Origin of the sequence: Pseudomonas brassicacearum, from assembly GCF_000585995.1 — a bacterium.
GTDB lineage: Bacteria > Pseudomonadota > Gammaproteobacteria > Pseudomonadales > Pseudomonadaceae > Aquipseudomonas > Aquipseudomonas brassicacearum_A.
This window is the reverse complement of record NZ_CP007410.1, coordinates 4,659,159-4,679,208: the sequence shown is the minus strand read 5'-3', so window position 1 is coordinate 4,679,208 and position 20,050 is coordinate 4,659,159. Positions and strand designations below refer to the sequence as shown.

Here is a 20,050-nt window from a genome sequence, read left to right as displayed (position 1 = left end):
CCGCCTTGTGCGGGTCGGTTTTTTTATGGGGTTTGCCAGGCCGTCCAGCCAGTTTTCAGGGGAATGCAAAACCTGTGGCGAGGGAGCTTGCTCCCGCTTGAGTGCGAAGCGCTCACAAAAAAGGGCTGCTGCGCAGCCCAGCGGGAGCAAGCTCCCTCACCACAATGACTGTGCCTGACGCTATTTATCGGGTGTCGCACTGCCCAGAAAAACCTCGATCAGCGAATCAAGCAACCCCTCATCAAAGATCATGCTGCGATGGCGCAACGGCGAATGCACCGAACACTGCAGCTCACCGGTCAGGCTGTAGCCCTTGATCAAGGCTTCGCAGAAGGCCAGCTCTTCCGCAGTTTTTTCCGCCTGGGTCCACCAGCAACTGGGCCGTACCCGTACCGGTTTGAAGGTGAATCCGTCGAACGCTTCCAGCAACCGATCATGCACCGAGAACGCCTGGGCGTTCATGACTTCATCCTTGACGCTCTGCACGATTGACAACAAGTCGCCTCGCCCCGGCTCGATCTGGCTGGCGGCCCATTGGTGGAATGCCTGGACCGTGCTGTTGGGGTGCTCTTGTCGGTAAGCCGCCGTGCGCTCGGTGAGGGTTGGGAACAGCAGGTCGAAGTATTCGATGGCTCCAAGCAGATCCTGGGAGGCCGGGTCGATTTGCCCATCGCCTGGCAAATGCCGATGACGCGCCAAGGTTGCCGGGTACAGGTGTTCCGGAATCGTGCTGTCCACCAGGCCGAGAAAACTCACGGTGTGGCCCTGGCTTTCCAGCGTCGCCGCGATGTCCAGCGCAATGGTTCCACCCAGGGACCAGCCCATCAGGTAATACGGGCCTTGGGGCTGGGCGTTGACGATTTCCCGGCTGTAATCGGCGATCATCTCGCGCCAGGCTTCAGGGCTCGCATGGGGTTCGCTGAAGCCACGGTGCATGACGCCAAAGGTGCGCGCCCGGTGTTGGAGTTTGCGCGCCAGTGGCTGATAGCAGAAGACGATACCCCCGCTGGGATGCAGGCAAAATAACTGCGGTGCGCTGGCGGGTGCGTTGTTCAATTCGACAAGGCATGGGGTCTGCTCCCGATGTTTTTGCGAAATGAACAGGGCCAGCTCGGCGATGCTCGGGTGGGCCAGCAGCTCTTGCAGCCGCACCGTGATATTCAGACGGGCCTTGAGGTTGGCGATCAGCTCGATGGCCAGGATCGAATGCCCGCCCAGTTCAAAGAAGCTGTCGTTGACCCCCACGCGCTCGACCTTGAGGGACTGTTGCCAGAGCTGCGCCAGGGCCTCTTCCAACTGAGTGCGGGGCGCTACGTAGTTCGAATGCCGGAGGCTGGCATCGGGCTCCGGCAAGGCCTTGCGGTCGAGCTTGCCATTGGCATTGAGCGGCCAGTGATCGATGAACAGCAGATGACTGGGCACCATGTAGTCCGGCAGCTGTGCTTTGAGCGCGCTCAACAAACCTTCGCGTAATTCGGTCGTGGACGCTTGCGTGGCAATCACATAGGCGATCAGTTGCAGGCCGCCCGGGCCTTCATGGGTCAACACGACACAATCGCGCACCTGCGGCAGCGCTTGCAGGCGCGCCTGGATTTCGCCCAATTCAATGCGGAATCCACGGATCTTGACCTGATGATCCAGACGCCCGATGTATTCGATGCTGCCGTTGGTGCGGTAGCGCGCCAGGTCGCCGGTGCGATACAGGCGTCCACCCGGCAGCGGATCGAACGGATCGGGGACAAACCGGCTGGCGGTCAGGTCGGCGCGCTGGTGGTAGCCACGAGCCAGGCCGGCCCGGCCGACATACAACTCACCGGTGCAACCCTTGGGGACCGGGTTCAGGTGCGCGTCGAGCAGATACCAGGACAGGTCGACGATGGGCTGGCCGATCGGGCTCGCGGCCTCGCTGTTCAGGTCATCCATCGACAGCGGTCGCCAGGTGACATGGACCGTGGTTTCCGTGATGCCATACATATTGATCAATCGAGGCGACTGGTCGCCGAAACGTTCGAACCAGGGACGCAGGCTCTGCACATCAATCGCTTCGCCGCCAAAAATGACTTGGCGTAACCGGTGCTCAAGCGGCTGGTGAGGCTCGCAGGCGACCTGCAACAATGACTTGAACGCCGAGGGCGTCTGGTTGAGCACGGTGACGTTTTCCTGGCAAAGCAGGGCGTAGAACTCCTGCGGCGAACGGCTTACGGCGTGAGGCACGATGAGCAGCCGGCCGCCGTGCAGCAAGGCACCGAAAATCTCCCACACGGAAAAGTCGAAGGCATAGGAATGGAACAGGCACCACACGTCCTGGTGATCGAAGCTGAACCAGTGCTCCGTGGCCTGGAACAAGCGGCTGACGTTGTGGTGCGCCAGCAGTGCGCCCTTGGGCTTGCCGGTCGAGCCTGAGGTGTAGATCACGTACGCCAGGTTATCCGGATGCATTGGCACATCCGGATTGTGTTCGGGATAGGCGCTATCGGCATCGTCCGAATCCAGCAACAGACAGCCTATGCCCGCGGGCAGCGCTAGCGATTCACGCAAATGAGCCTGGGTCAGGATCTGGGTGACGCCGCTGTCCTGGATCATGTAGGCCAGACGGTCGGCGGGGTAGGCCGGGTCCAGCGGCACGTAGGCGCCACCGGCCTTGAGAATCGCCAGCAGGCCGATGAGCATCTGCGGCGACCGCTCGACGGCGATGCCGACCAGCACGTCGGGCCCGACGCCTTGCTCGATCAGCCGATGGGCCAATAGGTTGGCTTGTCGGTTGAGCTCGGCATAGCTCATGTGCTGCCCTTCAAAGGTCAGGGCGATGGCGTCGCCCGTGGCGGCGGCATGGCGTTCAATCACCTGGTGCAGGCAACGCTCACGGGGCAGTTGGGTCGGCTGGCGGTTCCAGTCGTGCAGGGTTTGCTGGCGTTCATCCGCGCTGAGCAATTGCAGTTCGCCGAGGGCACGTTCAGGTGTTTCGATCAGGCTCCGCAACAGGTTCTGCCAGTGCTCGGCCATGCGCTCGATGGTTTCAGTGCGATAGAGATCACGGCTGTATTCGAACGTCGCCACTATCTGCTGCTGTGAATAGTCGACATCCAGCGACAAGTCGAACTTGGCCTGGCTGTCGCCCGTATCGAGAAACTCCAGGGCCAGTTCGCCTTTGGGCGAGATCGGCTGGGCCGGTGAGCCGGTGCGCCAGTTGAACAAGACCTGGAACAAGCCCTGTGCGCCGGGACGTTGCAGTTGATCGAGGATCAGCTCCAGCGGGTAGTCGGCATGTTCCAGCGCCGCGAGGGACTGGGCGCGCAAATTCTGCAGAAAATCCAACGCGCTGTGGCTCGAATCGATCCGCGTCCGGTACACCTGGCTGCTGACGAAGAACCCCACCAGGTCCTGGCTTTCATGGTTGTTGCGGTTGGCGTTGGGCACGCCGACGGTGAAATCGTCCTGGTTGCTGTATCGGCCCAGCAACATTTGCCAGGCCCCCAGCGCCACCACGAAAGGCGTCAGCCCCTGGCATTGGCAGAACGTGTCCAGGGCCTGGGCCATTGCGGGGGCAAGTGACAGATGTACGCGTCCGGCCATATGTTGCTGGCCCGTGGCGCGGGGGAAATCCTGGGGCAGCTCCAACGTGGGCAGGTCCTGCCCCAAGTAGCGACTCCAGTATTCGCCACTGCGCTGGCAGGCCGTGCTTTGCAAATACTCGCCTCGCTGGCGGGTCGCGTAGTTGGCGTATTGCATGGGCAATTGTGGCAGCGGTGTCGGATCGCCGAGCACGGCCCGGGCATAGGCCTGGGTCATGTCCTGCATGAGGATCGTGTTGGACCAGGCATCGGAGACGATGTGATGCATGTTGAGCAACAGCACGTGTTCGTCGCTGTCCAGCCTCAGGAGCGTGGCCCGCATCAGCGGCGCGCGGCTGAGATCGAACGGTTGCCCGGCGTGCAGTTCGATGCGTTGTGAGAGTGCCGTGGCACGCGCATGGGGGGCGAGGGCGCCGAGGTCTTCCCGGTGCAGGACGAGGCAGGCGTTGCGCTCGACCACCTGGACCGGCGCGCCGTCGATGTCATTGAACGCGGTACGCAGGATGTCGTGGCGGTCGATGACACGATTCAGGGCCTGCTCCAGGGCCTCGGCATCGAGCTCACCGCTCAGGCGCAGGGCGCGTGGCAGGTTGTAGGCCGAACGGGCCGGGTCACGCTGGTGCTCCAGCCACAAGCGTTGCTGGGCGAAAGACAGGGGGCGCGGTCCAGTCGGCAGGAGTTGGCTTGCATGTCGCCAGCGACATCCTCCAGCAGCAGCGTCAGCAGATCATCATCTAGCAGTTCGTTCATGGTGTTCTCGCGGTAAACAGCATTGCGTCGGGCGGGTTCAGGCAAACGCCGCCGGAGCTTTTTCACTGACCACCTGACCGGCCTGCATCCGGACCAGTTGATCGGCGATGTCGAAATAGCGGTCGTCGTGGGAAATGACGATGATGGTTTTGCCCAGCGCCTTCAGTTCCGGCAGCAGTTCGGTATAGAACACCCGCCGGAACAGCGGATCCTGGTCGGCGGCCCATTCGTCGAACACCAGCACGGGACGCTCCTCGAGCCAGGCATTGAGCAACGCCAGGCGTTTGCGCTGGCCGGTGGACAGATCGGTGGTGCTGAAGGCACCGTCGCGGATGCTGACCTTGTGGGCGATTTCCAGACGCTCCAGGTAGCGATTGGCGTCCTTGGGCACCTGTTGATCGCCCTGGACCAGCTCATCGAACAGGTAGTAATCGGCAAAAATCGTGGTGAACAACTGGCGATAATCGTCCCGTTGAGCGGCCCCTACCGGCGCGCCGTCGAGGAGGATTTCACCACCCTGGGGGAAATAGAGGCCCAGCAGCAGTTTGATCAGCGTGGTCTTGCCGCCGCCGTTCTCGCCGACGATGAACACAATGTCACCTTGGGCGATGGACAGGTTGACCGGTCCCAGGGCGAAGGGTTGGCTGCCCTCGACCACCGGGAAGGCGTAGTGCACATCACGCAGTTCCAGCTGCTGGATCGTGGGTTTGTGCAGGTGCTTGTCGTTGAGCAGCAGATGCGGCTCGGGTGAGGAGAATTGCTCGGCCAGTTCGGCAATGCGCTTGAAGGCAATGTTCGCCCGGCTGATCACCGGCAAGGTCATCACCAGGTATTCCAGCGGGCCCTTCATGTACAACAGCACCAGCACGAAGCCGCTGAGCACGGTTTTATCAATGCCCAGCCACAGTGATTGCAGGGCCAGGACCAGGCCAATGACCACAAAAAACAGCATCGAGCCGAAGGTCTTGGCCACCACGAACGTGTTGACCGAGCGGATGTTGGTCGCGCAGATATAGTCGGCGGTCGCTTCGATGCGTTGGCTGAACATGCGCTGGCGGCGTGGGCGATGAATACGCAGTTCCTTGGCCCCGGCGGCGATGGCGCCGTAGTGTTTCTGCAGTGCATCTTCGGCCTCACGGGCGGCTTCGAACCCCCGGATGCCGCGGGCACGTGCCAGGTATTGCACGACCGTGCCGATCACCAGCGCCACCAGCAGCAGCAAAAACATCGGCAGTGACAGGTAGGCCAGGTAACCCAGGCAACCGAGGGTGACCGTGAAGGCGATGGCCAGCGGCGCGAAAGAAAAGGCGAAATCGCTGACGGTGTTGACGTCGTGGGTCAACACCGGAATGAGCCGATGGCTGCGATAACGTTCGATCTGTTCGATGGGCGCCAGCAGGACTTTCTTGCCCAGGGATTTACGCAGCTCGGCGATGATGTTCTGGCCGACATGGTTGGTGCCGATGTCCGACAGAATCGAGGCCAGCAGCGCCGCCGCGCAAAGCCCGGCGAACGTCACCAGCAGCCGTGGCGTGGGCGTTGTGGCGGCGTTCAGGGCGTCGTTGATGGTCGCCAGCAGGGCGGTGATGCTCAGGCCACCCAGCATGCCCAAGAGGATGGAGCCTACGACAATCAGCCGGAAGGGTTTGAGCAAGGTGAACATTTCATTGATCACCCCGCGGGTTGGTTGGCTCATGGAGGTTTCCCTGCTTGATGAAAAGGGCGAAGGCCATCGCGGGCATTCACCGCATGGGCTGGAGGACGGCGGCACGCCGGTTGGGGCGCGCCCACCTGTAGAACGATTGGTAGTGGAGGGGATTTAGTGGTGCTCACCCCATCTATCGGGACGAGCAAGGCACCTGTGGCGAGGGGATTTATCCCCGCTGGGCCGCGAAGCGGCCCCAAGACAAGCGACACCGATCAGTCAGAAATATCGAGGTGGTATTTCATTGGGGGCCGCTTCGCAGCCCAGCGGGGATAAATCCCTCGCCACAAGGTTAACCATGTCCCCGGTCCAAACAGGTATTTGGGCGAGACCGTTGATTTACATATCCCGCGCCACCCGAAAACCAATCCAGTCACCCCGATCGCTGGGCACCAGCGCGTTGCGGTTGCCCGAGCGGGAGAACACCGGTGCTTCGCCCCAATCGTTGCCACGGATACGCTTGAACTCGCACTTGCCGGTCAGCCAGGCACTGCCGTCGCTCGGCGCGCCGACATAGCTGTCGTTGTAGCAATCGGCCGTCCACTCGTAGATGTTGCCGTGCATGTCGTAGACGCCGAAGACATTGGGCGCATAGCTGCCGGCCGGTGCGGTGAAGTTGTAGCCGTCCGCCGCGCCGTAGGTGTTGGCGTGTTGGGCGATGCTGTATTCCTTGCCCTCGTCGAACGGGAAGGGGAACGGGCCGGTGCTGCCGCCGCGCGCCGCGTACTCGCGCAGGGATTCGCTGACCAGCCGGTAGTGCTTGCCGGTTTTTTTCGACAGCCAGGCCACGTAAGCGTTGGCCTCGGCGAAGTCCATGCACACCGCCGGGTGTCGGTCGGTGTATTGCTTGCGCGGGTCGCTGCCCTGGTAATCCGGAATGCCGGCCTTGCAGGCGCGACCGGGGCGCTTATCGCCGTCGGGCATCGAATAGCCGGTGTCGCGCAGGTAGGCGAACCATTCGCCCTTGAGCACCTGGAAGCGGCTGATCGCCAGTGGTTTGGCGAAGGTCACCGGGTGCATCGGGCCTTCGTCGGGTTCGCGGCCGACTTCGCCTTCCGGGGTGCCCATCTGGAAGGTGCCGGTGGGCAGCACGACCATTTCCGGGCAGTCCTTGCAGTCACGGAACACCTGGCCCGGTTGCGAGGCCTGGGCGCCGGAGGGCAACAGGGCGGCGAGGGTCAGTGCCGGCAATAGCTTCAACGAAAAACTGTTCATCCATTTCTCTCGATAACGTCAGGTTCAGAGTGTCTTGCCCAGCAAACCCATGAAGCGGTCGATCTCGGCTTCGGTGTTGAGCAACCCCGGCGCGGTGCGGATTACCGGTCCTGCGTCGCGATGCACGGCGTCGGCAATCACTCGGTTCTTCATCAGGTAGCCGGCGATCTCATCGCTGTCGCGACCCTTGACCCGGAAGAAGGTGAAACCGGCTGACAGGTCCGGGCTCAGGGGCGTGACCAGTTCGATCTGCGGCAGTGCCGCCAGCTGTTTTTTCAGGTAGGTGTTGAGGGCGTGAATCCGCGCTTGCACCTCGGCCTTGCCCAGTTGCAGGTGCAGCTTGAACGCTTCGTCCGCCGCCCAGCGATGCTCGAAGGCGTGGTAGCCGCCCGGCGTCATGGTGGTGGAAAACGCCGTGGCTTCGGAAAAGGTCGGAATGATCGGCGTGACGTACTTGAGCTCTTCGCTGCGGCTGCACACCAGGCCCGTGCCCCGTGGGCCGAACATCCACTTGTGGGTGCCGGCGATGAAGAAGTCGCAATTCATCGCCGGGAAGCCCAGGTCCTCGACACCAAAACCGTGGACGCCGTCCACCACGTAAATGATGCGTTGCTCATCGCTGCGGCCCTGGTTGTGCTTGTCCACCAGGGCGCCGATCTTGTCGATCGGCAGCTTCACGCCGCTGCCCGAATGCACCCAGGTCATGCCCAATACCCGGGTTTGCGGGCGGATGTTGCGGTCGATGGCCGTGAGGATTTCTTCGTGGTTGGCGTTGTGGGCGTTTTCGAACAGCTTGATCTTGCGCACCCGGGTGCCGTCTCGTTGGGTGCGCAGATCGAGAATGGTGTGGGTGGCGTAATGCTCGTGGGCGGTGGTGAGGATTTCCTGATCGGCCGCCACCTGGACGCCGCCGTAGATCATCGCCAGGCCCTCGGTGGTGCTGCCGGTGAGGGCGATTTGCTTCGAGTTTGCTTGCAGGTAACGGCCGGCCCAGGTCCGCACGTTTTCCTCGCGTTCCTCGGTGACGCCCAAATCCCAGTCCATCAACAGCCCCGGATTTTTATCCAACGCGGCGCGGTGTTTTTCGATGGCCTCGCGCACCGGGCGCGGGTGGGTGGTGACCAGGAAATTGGAGAAGTGCAGGTAGTTCGGGTCCTGGTCGAACAGCGTGCGCAACTGCGCCCATTTGTTACGCGGCAGTGGCGGCAGCGAATCGGCGGCGGCCGTGGCTGGCAGGCTGGCGGCCAGCGGTAAACCGGCGGCGAGGATCCCGGCTTGCTTCAAGAATTTGCGGCGTTCATTCATGGCTGGACGGCCTTCTGGTTCGAGGCCAATGCGGGTTTTGCGGCTTTCTGCACCTGGTCCCAGACCCGCAGGAAATTGCCGCCCCACAGTTTGGCGATGTCGGCTTCGGAGTAGCCACGGGTGAGCAGTTCGGCGGTGACGTTGCGGATGTCGCCAACGTTCTCCCAGCCTTTCACGCCGCCACCCTCATTGAAGTCCGAACTGATGCCGACGTGGTCGATGCCGATCTTGCGCACGGTGTAGTCGATGGCATCCCCCAGGTCCTTGAGGCTGGCCTTGGGTTCTTCCTCGAGAATGGCGTAGAGCTGGGAGGCGTACTGGCCGAACTTCTGCTCCGGCCAGGCGGCGATGATCGGGTCGCCGGGCATCAGCGCCATCGCCAGGTTGGGCAGCGGTTGCAGACCAAAACGCTCGCGCAAGGCGTTGAGTTTGTCCTGGGTTTTTTGCGTCAGCGGGCGCAGGTATTGGGAGAAGCCGACGATCTGCACCACGCCGCCACTGGCCTTGATCAGCTGCAGTTCCTTGTCGCTGAGGTTGCGCGGGATGTCCACCATCGCCCGGGGCGCGGAGTGGGAGGCCACCAGCGGCGTGCGGCTCAGCTGCGCGACTTGCTCCAGGGCCTGGGTCGACATTTGCGACACGTCGATGATCACGCCGAGGTCGTTCAGGCGCGTCACCGCTTGCTTGCCGATGTCTGACAGGCCGCCGAGGGCGTCGGGGGAGTCGTTGAAGAACGGCAGCGGGCGCGAGGAGTCGGCCCAGTCGTTGTTGCCGATGTAGCTGAAGCCGAACATGCGCATGCCCCGCGCCGTCCACAGGTCCAGCAGGCTCAGGTCATGGCCCAGGGGGTAGGCGTTGAGCATGCTGATGAAAATCGCGAACTTGCCTTCGCCGTGCAGGCGGCGGAAATCATCCGGGGTGTAGGCGATGGCGACCTGGTTGGGGAAGTCCCGGACCAGGCCGGTGATGATCTTGTAGCGCACTTCCTGTTGGTTGCGTGCTTCCTCGACGAAACCGGCGGTAGGTTTGTGCGGCGCGTTGTCGCCGTTCCACAGTTCGGGCCAGCCGAATACCGTCAGGGCCGCGCCGGATAGCTGCCCGCGATTGGCTTTGACCAGGTCGAACTGGCCGCTACCGTCCTTGTCGGCTTCGTTGCCAGCGGTGCCGAAATCCAGCGGCACGGTGATGTGGCTGTCAAACGACAGCAGGCGTTCGTGCAGCTCCCGGGCTTCTTTCATCACCTTGACCGGGTAGCCGGGGTTGTCCCGCCACCAGTGGTCCCAGGCTGCCAGACCGCCACCGACGGCCAGCGCCAGGGCCAATGGCAGGCCGATGAAAAGAGCCTTTTTCGAACGTCGTGTTGTCATTGCCGATCTCAGTCAGGTTCGCCGCAGGGGCCTTTGCTATCTGGGGAGAACGAGTGATCGGGCGGAAAATTTAGGCGCTTTCAAGGGCCCCTTCGCGAGCAAGCTCGCTCCCACATTGGAACGCGGTCACCTGTGGGAGCGGGCTTGCTCGCGAAGGCGGCCTTGAACCCATCAAAATTTCATCGAATGTACTCACCTCTATGGTGGGAGCGAGCTTGCTCGCGATGGGGCCCTCGAAGCCTCTATAAATTTGTCAGCCCGCCCATCGTTCTAGCTTGGATAAAGCCCGTTCCAGGGCTGGACACAGGTAAGGCAATGACGATTTCTCGACGATGGTTCATGGCAGGCCTGGCGCTGACTGGTGCCGCCGTGCCTGCGGTGTATTACGGGCATCGCGAATTGACCCGGCCGGACCCGACCATCACCCCCGGCGAGGCCTCGTTCGATGTGGCGGACGTGGCGGGCCAGCGTCGGGCCGATACGTTGCGGGGCATATGGACGATCCGTTTCACCGGTCGCGACGCCGGCCTCGACGGCTTACCCCAGGACGATCTCCAGGTGTTCCTCGATATCGGCCACAAGGGCCGTGGCCTGGTGGGGTGCCTCGACACCGCCGAGCGGTTGCGCGCCGGGGATGAGCCACGCTATCGGGTGTTGGGCGATTTGGCCGGCACCGACCCCAAGCAACTGAGCTGGCGACTGATCGGAGCCCAGGCCCCGGGCGGTGCGCCGGACTACGAATTCACCATGACCCTGGATGAAGTCTGGGCCGGCTTCGGCAATGCCGGCCCCGCGACGCTCAGCGGTCGGGTGTTGCGGTTGGATCGTCCGCTGGGCCTGCTGGAACTCGACAATCAATTCATCGCCCGCAAGCAGCCATTCCCCGAAGCCCGCGAGCGTACGCCGCTGAGCCCGGCGCTGCTGGCCTGGCTGGTGTCGCCCGAGCATCGGCTGTTCCACCAACTCTGGCATGCCTCCCGGGATAAATGGCACACCCTGGACGAAGACAAACGCAACGCCCTGCGAGGCATCGGCTGGCAACCCGGGCCCAGGGATCAGGAGCGCGACGCCCGCGGGCCGCGCAAGGATCGCAACGGCTCGGGCGTCGATTTCTTTTTCATGCACCGGCACATGCTCGGCACCGCGCGTTCGTTCCAGCCGCTGCCATCATGGCCGCGCTTCCCGTTGCCGCAACCGGAGCTGGAGCGTGATCGCCAGGGGTTCGCCCGCTATTTCGACAACCACGACGGCACCGCCTTGCCGCCCACCTGGCTGGCCGATGGCGACGAGCAATACGCCCAGTGGGTCAGCGACATCAAGACCGCCGAGACCTACCACAGCAATTTCCAGGTCTGGGAATCGCGCTACCGCGACCCGCGTTATCTGTCGAAACTGACCCTGGGCCAGTTCGGCTCGGAAGTGGAACTGGGCCTGCACGACTGGTTGCACATGCGCTGGGCCTCGGTGCCGCGTGACCCTTCCAACGGTCACCCGGTGCCGTTCGCCCGCGACCCGGACGACTTCGCCCAGCGCTGGTACGCGGCGGAAAACGACTTCCTCGGTGATCCATTTTCCTCCCATGTGAGCCCAGTGTTCTGGGCCTTCCATGGCTGGATCGACGACCGCCTCGAAGACTGGTTCCGTGCCCATGAGCGTTTTCATCCGGGTGAAGTGAGCCGGTTGCAAGTCAACGGCGTACCTTGGTTCGCCCCCGGCCGCTGGGTGGAAATCGCCGACCCCTGGCTGGGCCCGGACACCCACGGCTGCAGCACCACGCCCGGGCTGCAGGTCGGTCGCTCGGTGGAAATGGACCCGGAAACCATGAAACTGGCGCTGCGCATTACCTTCGGCAGCGACGACAAAAAGCTCTCCGAACTGTTTCGCCGCGTGCCGCAACGGCCGTGGTATGCGCGCAATCTCAAGAGCAAGCCGGTGTAAACCCCGCCGCCCCAAAAAACTAAAGTGAACGCAGTTGTGGCGAGGGAGCTTGCTCCCGCTGGGCTGCGAAGCAGGCCCCAAACCTGCCCCCTCAAAAACATCTGACCCACCGCGGTGCCTGCCATTGGGGCTGCTGCGCAGCCCAGCGGGAGCAAGCTCCCTCGCCACGGGTATCGCTTGGCTTGAGATTTGTTGTGAAGGTTTTTAGCGCGGCGCGGCGATGTCTAGTGCGCGATTCGCCAACAGTTCACCCAGCTCGATCATCTGCTGAATCTCCAAAGCAACATGCCGCCGCGAGCCGTCCAGTTCAAACGCCAGGTCACTGGCCATGGCATTGACCGAAGCCAGGGTTTCGCTGAGGTTGGCCAGCAGGCCTTCCATGTCCACGCCTTCTGCAACAGTGAACAACTGGCCCGGTGGCGGATTGGGTTTTTCAGGTTTGGGATCGAGGTAAAAGGCGAGGGCGCGGTCGGCGGCTTCGTTGAGTTTTTTGGAATCGTCTTCGGGGGATTGGGGGTGATCTTGAACATGGTGTAACTCCTAGTATTAGTTTCAGGAGCCGACACTATCGCTACCAAACGATGGGGTGGCGGCCGTACGCGGGTTGGTAGACCGGAGCACTAGGAACCCGGCGCGCCCGAAGACGCCCTGCGCACGGCCACCATGAAACAGACACCGAGAGAGCATCTGTAGGAGGTGGCGCTTGCGCCTAGTTAACTCACGGGCTACCAAACCCGATCGCTGAAATCAGCGACCCGGAAACAGTAAAAGCCACGAGCCAGGCGCACAAGCCGGCGGATTCTGGCGCAGTTGTAGGTAATGGCGCAAGGCGGCGTAGCCTCTCTCGGACGTCCTACATTGCAGCCTCAACAGCACTGAAGCGAACGCAGTTGTGGCGAGGGAGCTTGCTCCCGCTGGGCTGCGAAGCAGCCCCAAAACCAGCCCCCTCAAAAACATCTGACCCACCGAGGTGCCGGCCATTGGGGCTGCTGCGCAGCCCAGCGGGAGCAAGCTCCCTCGCCACAGGTGTACTTGGCTTGGGATTGAACTCAAGTGAACACCATTGTGGCGAGGGGATTTATCCCCGCTGGGCTGCGCAGCAGCCCCAAAACCAGGCCCCTCAAAACTTCTGTCCCACCGAGGTGCCGGTCATTTGGGCTGCTGCGCAGCCCAGCGGGAGCAAGCTCCCTCGCCACAGGTGTCACTTGGCTTCAGGCTTACATCACCCGCCACCCCCCACCCAATGCCCTGTATAACGCCACGCTCGCCTGCACCCGCGCCAGTCTTAGTTGCACGTTCATGTCCTGAGCGGTGTAGAGGGTGCGTTGGGTTTCCAGTACGGTGAGCAAATCTTCGGCGCCGGCCTGGTAGCGGCGCTGGGCGATGTCGAAGGCGGTCTGGGCCTGGTGCAGTTCTTCGGTTTGCCACTGCCGCTGCTGGTCCAGGCCGTGGATGCTGTTCAGGGCTTTTTCGACGTCGGCGAAGCCGTTGATGATGGCGGCGCGATAGAGTTCCAGCAGTTCCTCCTGGCGGGCAGTGGCCTTGTCCCGTTCGGCCCGCAGGCGGCCGTTGTTGAAGATCGGCGCGGCCAAACCGGCGCTGAGGTTGTAGACGTTGTTGCGCAGCAACTGGTCGGCGATGTCGGCGCCAGTGCCCAGGCTCAGGCCCAGGGTGACGGAGGGCAGCATGGCGGCGCGGGCCACGCTGATGTCGGCCTGGGCAGCGGTGAGGCGCGCTTCGGCGGCGGCGATGTCCGGGCGGCGGCGTAGCAGGTCGCTGGGCACCCCGGCGTCGATGGAAGGCCACTGCAGGTGTTCGAACTGCTCATCGTCGAGCCTGACCGCCTGCACCGGTTGCCCCAGCAGCGCCGCCAGGGTAATCAGTGCTTCCTTGGCCTGTTGCTGCACTTGGGGCAAGCGGCGTTGCTGCGCCGCCACCAGGCTTTTCTGTTGGGACAGCTCCAGGGCCGTGGCGCTGCCGGCGTCGTAGCGGGTTTGTACCAGCTCGAGCACACTTTCGGCGTTGGCCAGGTTCAGTTCGGCGATGCGTCGTTGTTCGTGCAGGGACAATGCTTGGGTGTAGCTGTTGGCGACCGCGCTGAGCAAGGTCAATTCCACGGTCGCCCGGTCGAACTGGCTGGCCGAGAGCGTGCTCAACGCACTGTCCCGGGCCGCCCGTTTGCCGCCCCAGAAATCCAGTTCATAGCTGGCGCTGAGGTTGGCGTCGTAGTAATCAATGGTGCGGTTATTCTGATCCACGTCCAATTGGCTATAACCCTTGCCCCGCAGCAACTCCTGGCGATTGCCATTGAGCCCGGCCTGGATTTCCGGCAGCAGCGGCGCGCCGGCGATCACCGCGCTGGCCTGGGCCTGGCGCACCCGGGCCATGGCGGCGGCCAGGTCGTGGCTGTCCAGGCGCGCCTGTTCGATCAGCCGGTTCAACTGTGGGCTGCCGAAGTGCGTCCACCATTGCTGGTTATCGGCGCGCGCGCTGGGCGTGTCGAGGTGCTGCCAGGCCGGTGGCGGCTGGATGCCGCTGTCCGGCGGCGACAACGGGCTGGCGCAGGCCGCCAATAGCAGGCTGGCGGCCAGGAGGGTCAGGGGCGCTTTCATGGGAGGAGGTTCATTCACTGGTGAGGGCCGCGACCGGGTCGAGGCGGGCGGCCTTGCGGGCCGGCATGAAACCGAAGACGACGCCGGTGACCAGGGCGCAGCCGAAGGCGCCGAACACTGCCAGCCATTCGAACGCCACGGCGACCTTGCCCAGCAGCAATGCGCCGCCCACCAGCAGGGCCAAGCCGATGCCCGCCAGCCCGCCGACCACCGAGAGCATCACCGCTTCGGTGAGGAACTGGCGCAGGATGTCGCGCTGGCGAGCGCCGGTGGCCATGCGGATGCCGATTTCCCGGGTCCGTTCGCGCACGGTCATGAGCATGATGTTCATCACGCCGATGCCGCCCACCAACAGCGAAATCGCCGCGATGGCGCCGAGCATCAGCGACAGCGTGCCCTGGGTGCGGGCCTCGGCCTGGATCATCGCGGCGTTGTTGGTCAGTTCGAAATCCTGCTTGCCTTCATGCAGGCGCAACAGCGTTCGAGAGACGGCTTGCTCGGCTTCCTTGACCTTGCCCGCGTCCTTGGCGGCGATCACCACGTACTCGGGATGACGACTGCCGAACAGCCGCACGCTGGCGGCGGAGTAGGGCACGGCGATGCGGTTGTCGGCGTCCGAATCCCCGGAGCTGGCGCCTTTTTCGGCCAGCACGCCGACCACCTGGAACGGCATGTTCTCGATCAGGATGTAGCGGCCGATGGGGTCGGCGACGTCCTTGAGCAGTTTCTGCCGGACCCGGTAGCCGATCACCGCCACCGCGGCGGCGCTACGCTCATCGGCCTCGCTGAAGTAACTGCCCTGGGCCACCGGCCAATTGAAGATGATCGGGAAATTCGTGTCATTGCCGCCGACGTAGCTGGTGTGGTCGAGGTTGCCGAAACGCACGCTGGCTTCGGCACCGTTGACCGGCATGATCCGCTGCACTTCGGGCAGGGCGGCGAGGGCAGCCAGGTCGTATTCGCTGATGATGCCCTTGGCCGCGCGTGGGCTGGGTGCGCTGCCGTTGAGGTAGATGATGTTGGAGCCGAACGCGCCCATCTGGGCCATGACCTGGCGCTTGCTGCCTTCGCCCACCGCCAGCATCACCACCACCGAGGCCACGCCGATGACGATGCCGAGCAAGGTCAGGGCGGTGCGGAAACGGTTGATCCACATCACCCGCCACGCGGCCTGTACCGCGTCCACCAGCTCACCTTTCCAGGCGCCGTTGTGTTCGCTGCCGGCACTCAGGCGCTGGCGCAGGTCCACGGCTTGCAGGGCCTTTGGATTGGCTTGCACGTCGGCCGGCAAAGAGGTGGCGCTGTCACTGATGATCGAGCCGTCGCGGATTTCAATGATGCGTTTGGCCCGGGCCGCCACTTCGCGGTCGTGGGTGATCAGGATCACCACATGGCCCTGGCTCGCCAGTTCGTCGAGCAAGGCCATGACTTCGATGCCGCTCTGGCTGTCGAGGGCGCCGGTGGGTTCGTCGGCGAGGATGATGTGGCCGCCGTTCATCAGTGCCCGGGCAATCGACACCCGTTGCTGCTGGCCACCGGACAGCTGATGCGGACGGTTGCCGGTGCGGCTGGCCAGGCCCAGGCGTTCCAGCAGGGCGCTGGCGCGGGCATGGCGTTCGGCGGCCGAGGTGCCGGCGTAGATGGCCGGCATTTCGACGTTTTCCTGGGCGGTGCCGGACGGGATCAAGTGATAGCCCTGGAACACGAACCCGAAGGCTTCGCGCCGCAGCCAGGCCAATTCATCGCTGCCCAGATTGGCGACGTCTTCACCGGCGAAACGGTACTCGCCGCTGGTGGGGCGGTCGAGGCAGCCGAGGATGTTCATCAAGGTGGATTTACCGGAGCCGGACGCGCCGACAATCGCCAGGAATTCCCCCGCGTGGATGGACAAATCGATGCCGCGTAGCACCTCCACCCGGGGGCTGTCGCCACCGCCGTAGGCCTTGCGAATGTCCCGCAGTTCGATCAGGGGCGTGTTCATTCAGCCTCCGCTGCCGGTGGCTGGGCCGATCAGCACCTGTTCGCCCTCGCTCAGGCCGTCGACGATCTGGATGCGCAGTCGATCGCTGACGCCGGTGCGCACGGCCCGCGACTGGACATCGCCATTGTCGGCCAGCACCCGCACCTGGCCGGCGTTGTCCTGTAATGCAGCGGTGGGCACGGTCAGTACGTTCTGGGCCTGGGCGGCGACGAAAAACACTTGGGCGGTCATGTCGGTCATCAGGCTGCGGTCGGCGTTGTCCACGTCGAGCAGCACGGTGTAGAGCACCACCCGTTCGCTGCCACTGCGGCCACCGGTCGGGCTGCCGCCCTGGCTGGCTTCCAGCGGGCGTGGCGGCACCGGGAGGATCTGGCGCACGGTGCTGCTCCAGCGACGGGTGCCACCGGACAGGGTGGTGAAATAGGCGGTCATGCCCGGCTTGACGTGGCCGATGTCCGCTTCTGAAACTTCAGCCCAGACCGTCATCGGCGACAGCCGGGCGATGCGCAGGATCAATGGGGTTTGTTGCTGGGCGTTGAGGGTCTGGCCTTCCCGCGCGCCGACGGCGACCACGGTGCCGCTCATGGGCGCATAGATCCGCGTGTAGCCCAGCTCGGCCTCGTCACTGCGCAAACTCGCCTGGGCCTGACGGATCTGGGCCTGGAACATGTCGATCCGCGCCTGGGTCGCCCGCACTTCGGCCTGGGCGGTCTGCACGTCTTCCTCGCGGGTGGCGCCGCCGGCCTTGAGTTGTTGCTGACGGCGGAATTTTTGCCGGGCCAGGTCGTGTTGGGCGCGCTGTTCCTGAAGCTGGGCCTTGAGGTTTTCAATCGAGAAGCGTCCGGCGTCCAGCCGGGCCTTTTGTGTGGAAGGGTCGATTTCAACCAGCAACTGGCCTTCACGCACCTCGTCGCCGGCTTCTACATGAATCTTCTGGATTTGCCCGGAGGCTTGGGCGCCGACGTCCACGTAGCGACGCGGTTGCAAAGTGCCCAGGGCGGTGACGCTGTTTTCGATATCGCCACGGGTGACAGGCGCCGTTGCCAAGGGCTCGCGATTCGGTGCAACCGCTTGCCAGGCGGCGAAGGCCACGGCCGGAAGCAGGGCCAAGGTTAAAAACCAGGCGCGTCGGGTAGGGCGGGGACGTTTCATGCAGGGTTCCGGCCGGAGGTATCGGGCCCGTCGCTGGCAGGACAGGGACGGGGGGCTGTTCTGGTAAACGAGCGCTTGGGGCGGGAATTTACTGTGTGAAACACTTGGTAGCAGGTTGGAAAAATCAGTTGAAGCGTCACCGACCCCTGTGGCGAGGGAGCTTGCTCCCGCTGGACTGCGCAGCAGGCCCGAAACAGACGCTTCCTTAACCTGACGGATCCGAGATTCAGGTTTCAGGGCCGCTTCGCGCCCCAGCGGGAGCAAGCTCCCTCGCCACAAAAGCCTGGGGCCAGCGCCTCGTCAACTGAACGAATCACCCCCGATACAAACGAAAGCTTTAAATCTATATGAGAATTACTATAAATTACGCCATTGAATTTGCCACTATCGTGCCATTGCCTACCCAGGCATGCCGAATGGGCACAGGGATAGCTGTCGCAGCCATGCGCACGGGAGTCATGTTGGAAAACTACTATCGCGAGCTGGTGTGTTTCCTGAACGCCAGGCTAGGCAACCGCCAGGCGGCCGAGGATGTGGTGCATGACGCCTATGTGCGGGTGCTGGAGCGCGCCAGTGACACCCCCATCGAACAACCCCGGGCCTTCCTGTACCGCACCGCGTTGAACCTGGTGATCGACGGTCATCGGCGCAATACCTTGCGCCAGGTCGAATCCCTGGATGTGCTGGACAGCGAAGAGCGCTTCTTCACGCCGTCGCCCCACACCAGCCTCGACCATGGCCAGCGCCTGGACATGCTGCAGCGTGCCCTGGCCGAGCTGCCGCCGCTGTGCCGCGAGAGCTTCCTGCTGCGCAAGCTCGAAGGCCTGTCCCATCCGCAAATCGCCGAGCGCCTGGGTATTTCCCGGGCGCTGGTGGAGAAGCACATCGTCAACGCCATGAAGCACTGTCGCATTCGTGTACGACAGTGGGACGCGCATTAATCCGTCGACGGCGGTCGCATCGCGGTAAATTTTTTTTCATTGTCCTCGTTTCTCTCAACAGACGACTTGCCGGCCGCACAAACGCTGGTCAGGTCCCCCAGGCTTTTTGTGCCCTGTTGAGGGCTTCTCCAGAGGACACTGGACATGACACAGGCAATTGCATCGCCCACCGTTCACGACTTGATCGGTATCGGCTTCGGCCCCTCGAACCTGGCGCTGGCCATCGCGCTGCAGGAGCGGGCCCCGGTCCAGGGCGAACTGGATGTGCTGTTCCTCGACAAACAGGCCGATTACCGCTGGCACGGCAACACCCTGGTGACCCAGAGCGAGTTGCAGATCTCCTTCCTCAAGGACCTGGTGACCCTGCGCAACCCCACCAGTCCTTATTCGTTCGTCAATTACCTCAAGCACCATGGCCGCCTGGTGGACTTCATCAACCTTGGCACCTTCTACCCGTGCCGCATGGAGTACAACGACTACCTGCGCTGGGTGGCCGCGCAGTTCGCCGAACAGAGCCGCTACGGTGAAGAAGTGCTGCGCATCGAACCGCTGCTGCACAACCAGCAGGTCGAAGCCCTGCGGGTGATTTCCCGCGGCCGCCAGGGCGAAGAGTTCGTGCGGACCACCCGTTCGGTGGTGGTCAGTGCCGGTGGTACGCCGCGGATTCCCGAGGCGTTCAAGGCCTTCAAGGATGACGGCCGGGTGTTCCACCATTCCCAGTACCTGGAGCGCATGGCGACCCAGCCGTGCGTGAACGGCCAACCGATGAGCATCGCGATCATCGGCGGCGGACAGAGCGCGGCGGAGGCCTTCATCGACCTCAACGACAGCTTCCCGTCGGTGCAGGTCGACATGATCCTGCGGGGTTCGGCCCTCAAGCCGGCGGACGACAGCCCGTTCGTCAACGAAGTGTTCTCGCCGGAATTCACCGACCTGGTGTTCCAGCAACCCCACAGCGAGCGCGAGCGCCTGGTCAACGAGTACCACAACACCAACTATTCGGTGGTGGACATCGACTTGATCGAACGCATCTACGGGATTTTCTATCGGCAAAAGGTCTCGGGCATCGCTCGCCATGCGTTCCGTACCCTCACCACGGTGGAGAAAGCCACGGCCACTGACGGCGGCGTGGAGCTGGCGATGCGCAACAACGCCACTGGCGAGCTGACTGTGCGCCGCTACGACGCGGTGGTGCTGGCCACCGGTTATGAACGGCAGATGCACCGCACCCTGCTGGAGCCGCTGGCGCAGTACCTGGGAGATTTCGAGGTGGATCGCAACTACAAACTGATCACCGACGAGCGCTGCAAGGCGGCGATCTACATGCAGGGCTTCTGCCAGGCCAGCCATGGCCTGAGCGATACCCTGCTGTCGATCCTGCCGGTGCGCGCCGATGAAATCGCCGGCTCGCTCTACGAGCACGGGAAAAATCGCGGCCAGGCGCGTCCGGTGCGCGATCTGTTGCTCGCCGCCGTGTAGGCCAGCGCTGCGCGACTTATCAGTCAATGCACA

General features: G+C 63.4%; 11 protein-coding genes and 1 pseudogene. 3 read left to right on the top strand and 9 right to left on the bottom strand.

What is annotated here, in order from left to right:
• Nucleotides 1-180: 180 nt before the first annotated feature.
• The 5 genes and pseudogenes from CD58_RS19840 to pvdM form a co-directional block, all read right to left on the bottom strand.
• A pseudogene (locus CD58_RS19840) lies at nucleotides 181-4,322 on the bottom strand (amino acid adenylation domain-containing protein).
• Between the two features lie 37 nt (nucleotides 4,323-4,359).
• Nucleotides 4,360-6,018 (bottom strand): cyclic peptide export ABC transporter, encoded by a 1,659-nt coding sequence (locus tag CD58_RS19835; RefSeq protein ID WP_025214731.1) that lies wholly within the window; start codon nucleotides 6,016-6,018, stop codon nucleotides 4,360-4,362.
• A gap of 348 nt (nucleotides 6,019-6,366) precedes the next feature.
• The gene (locus tag CD58_RS19830) at nucleotides 6,367-7,242 is read right to left on the bottom strand and encodes a formylglycine-generating enzyme family protein (RefSeq protein ID WP_025214730.1); all 876 of its coding nucleotides are present in this window, start codon (nucleotides 7,240-7,242) and stop codon (nucleotides 6,367-6,369) included.
• Nucleotides 7,243-7,266: 24 nt separating this feature from the next.
• A complete protein-coding gene (locus tag CD58_RS19825) occupies nucleotides 7,267-8,547 on the bottom strand; it encodes an aminotransferase class V-fold PLP-dependent enzyme (protein ID WP_025214729.1) in 1,281 nt (426 codons plus the stop codon).
• Nucleotides 8,544-9,914 carry a pyoverdine-tailoring dipeptidase-like protein PvdM gene (gene pvdM / locus CD58_RS19820; RefSeq protein WP_025214728.1) on the bottom strand — a complete coding sequence of 457 codons (1,371 nt, stop codon included), beginning with the start codon at nucleotides 9,912-9,914 and terminating at the stop codon, nucleotides 8,544-8,546. The genes CD58_RS19825 and pvdM overlap by 4 nt, the downstream gene beginning before the upstream one ends.
• Before the next feature lie 315 nt (nucleotides 9,915-10,229).
• On the opposite strand from pvdM, the gene CD58_RS19815 reads away from it, so the two are divergent.
• Nucleotides 10,230-11,852, top strand: a complete 1,623-nt coding sequence (locus tag CD58_RS19815) for a hypothetical protein (protein WP_025214727.1) — start codon at nucleotides 10,230-10,232, stop codon at nucleotides 11,850-11,852.
• A 204-nt stretch (nucleotides 11,853-12,056) separates the two neighbouring features.
• On the opposite strand, the gene CD58_RS31950 is transcribed toward CD58_RS19815, so the two are convergent.
• The 4 genes from CD58_RS31950 to CD58_RS19795 form a co-directional block, all read right to left on the bottom strand.
• Nucleotides 12,057-12,233, bottom strand: coding sequence for a DUF6124 family protein (locus tag CD58_RS31950; protein WP_419178808.1), 177 nt, complete (start codon nucleotides 12,231-12,233; stop codon nucleotides 12,057-12,059).
• 836 nt (nucleotides 12,234-13,069) lie between these two features.
• Entirely contained in the window at nucleotides 13,070-14,464 is a 1,395-nt protein-coding gene (locus CD58_RS19805) for an efflux transporter outer membrane subunit (RefSeq protein WP_025214726.1), read from the bottom strand.
• A gap of 10 nt (nucleotides 14,465-14,474) precedes the next feature.
• Nucleotides 14,475-16,445, bottom strand: a complete 1,971-nt coding sequence (locus tag CD58_RS19800) for a MacB family efflux pump subunit (RefSeq protein WP_025214725.1) — start codon at nucleotides 16,443-16,445, stop codon at nucleotides 14,475-14,477.
• The gene (locus CD58_RS19795; protein WP_025214724.1) at nucleotides 16,446-17,597 is read right to left on the bottom strand and encodes an efflux RND transporter periplasmic adaptor subunit; all 1,152 of its coding nucleotides are present in this window, start codon (nucleotides 17,595-17,597) and stop codon (nucleotides 16,446-16,448) included.
• A gap of 458 nt (nucleotides 17,598-18,055) precedes the next feature.
• On the opposite strand from CD58_RS19795, the gene CD58_RS19790 reads away from it, so the two are divergent.
• Both CD58_RS19790 and CD58_RS19785 read left to right on the top strand, forming a co-directional pair.
• Complete coding sequence (locus CD58_RS19790) at nucleotides 18,056-18,538, top strand: sigma-70 family RNA polymerase sigma factor (RefSeq protein WP_025214723.1); 483 nt, start codon at nucleotides 18,056-18,058, stop codon at nucleotides 18,536-18,538.
• 144 nt (nucleotides 18,539-18,682) lie between these two features.
• The gene (locus CD58_RS19785) at nucleotides 18,683-20,017 is read left to right on the top strand and encodes a lysine N(6)-hydroxylase/L-ornithine N(5)-oxygenase family protein (RefSeq protein WP_025214722.1); all 1,335 of its coding nucleotides are present in this window, start codon (nucleotides 18,683-18,685) and stop codon (nucleotides 20,015-20,017) included.
• Nucleotides 20,018-20,050 lie beyond the last annotated feature (33 nt).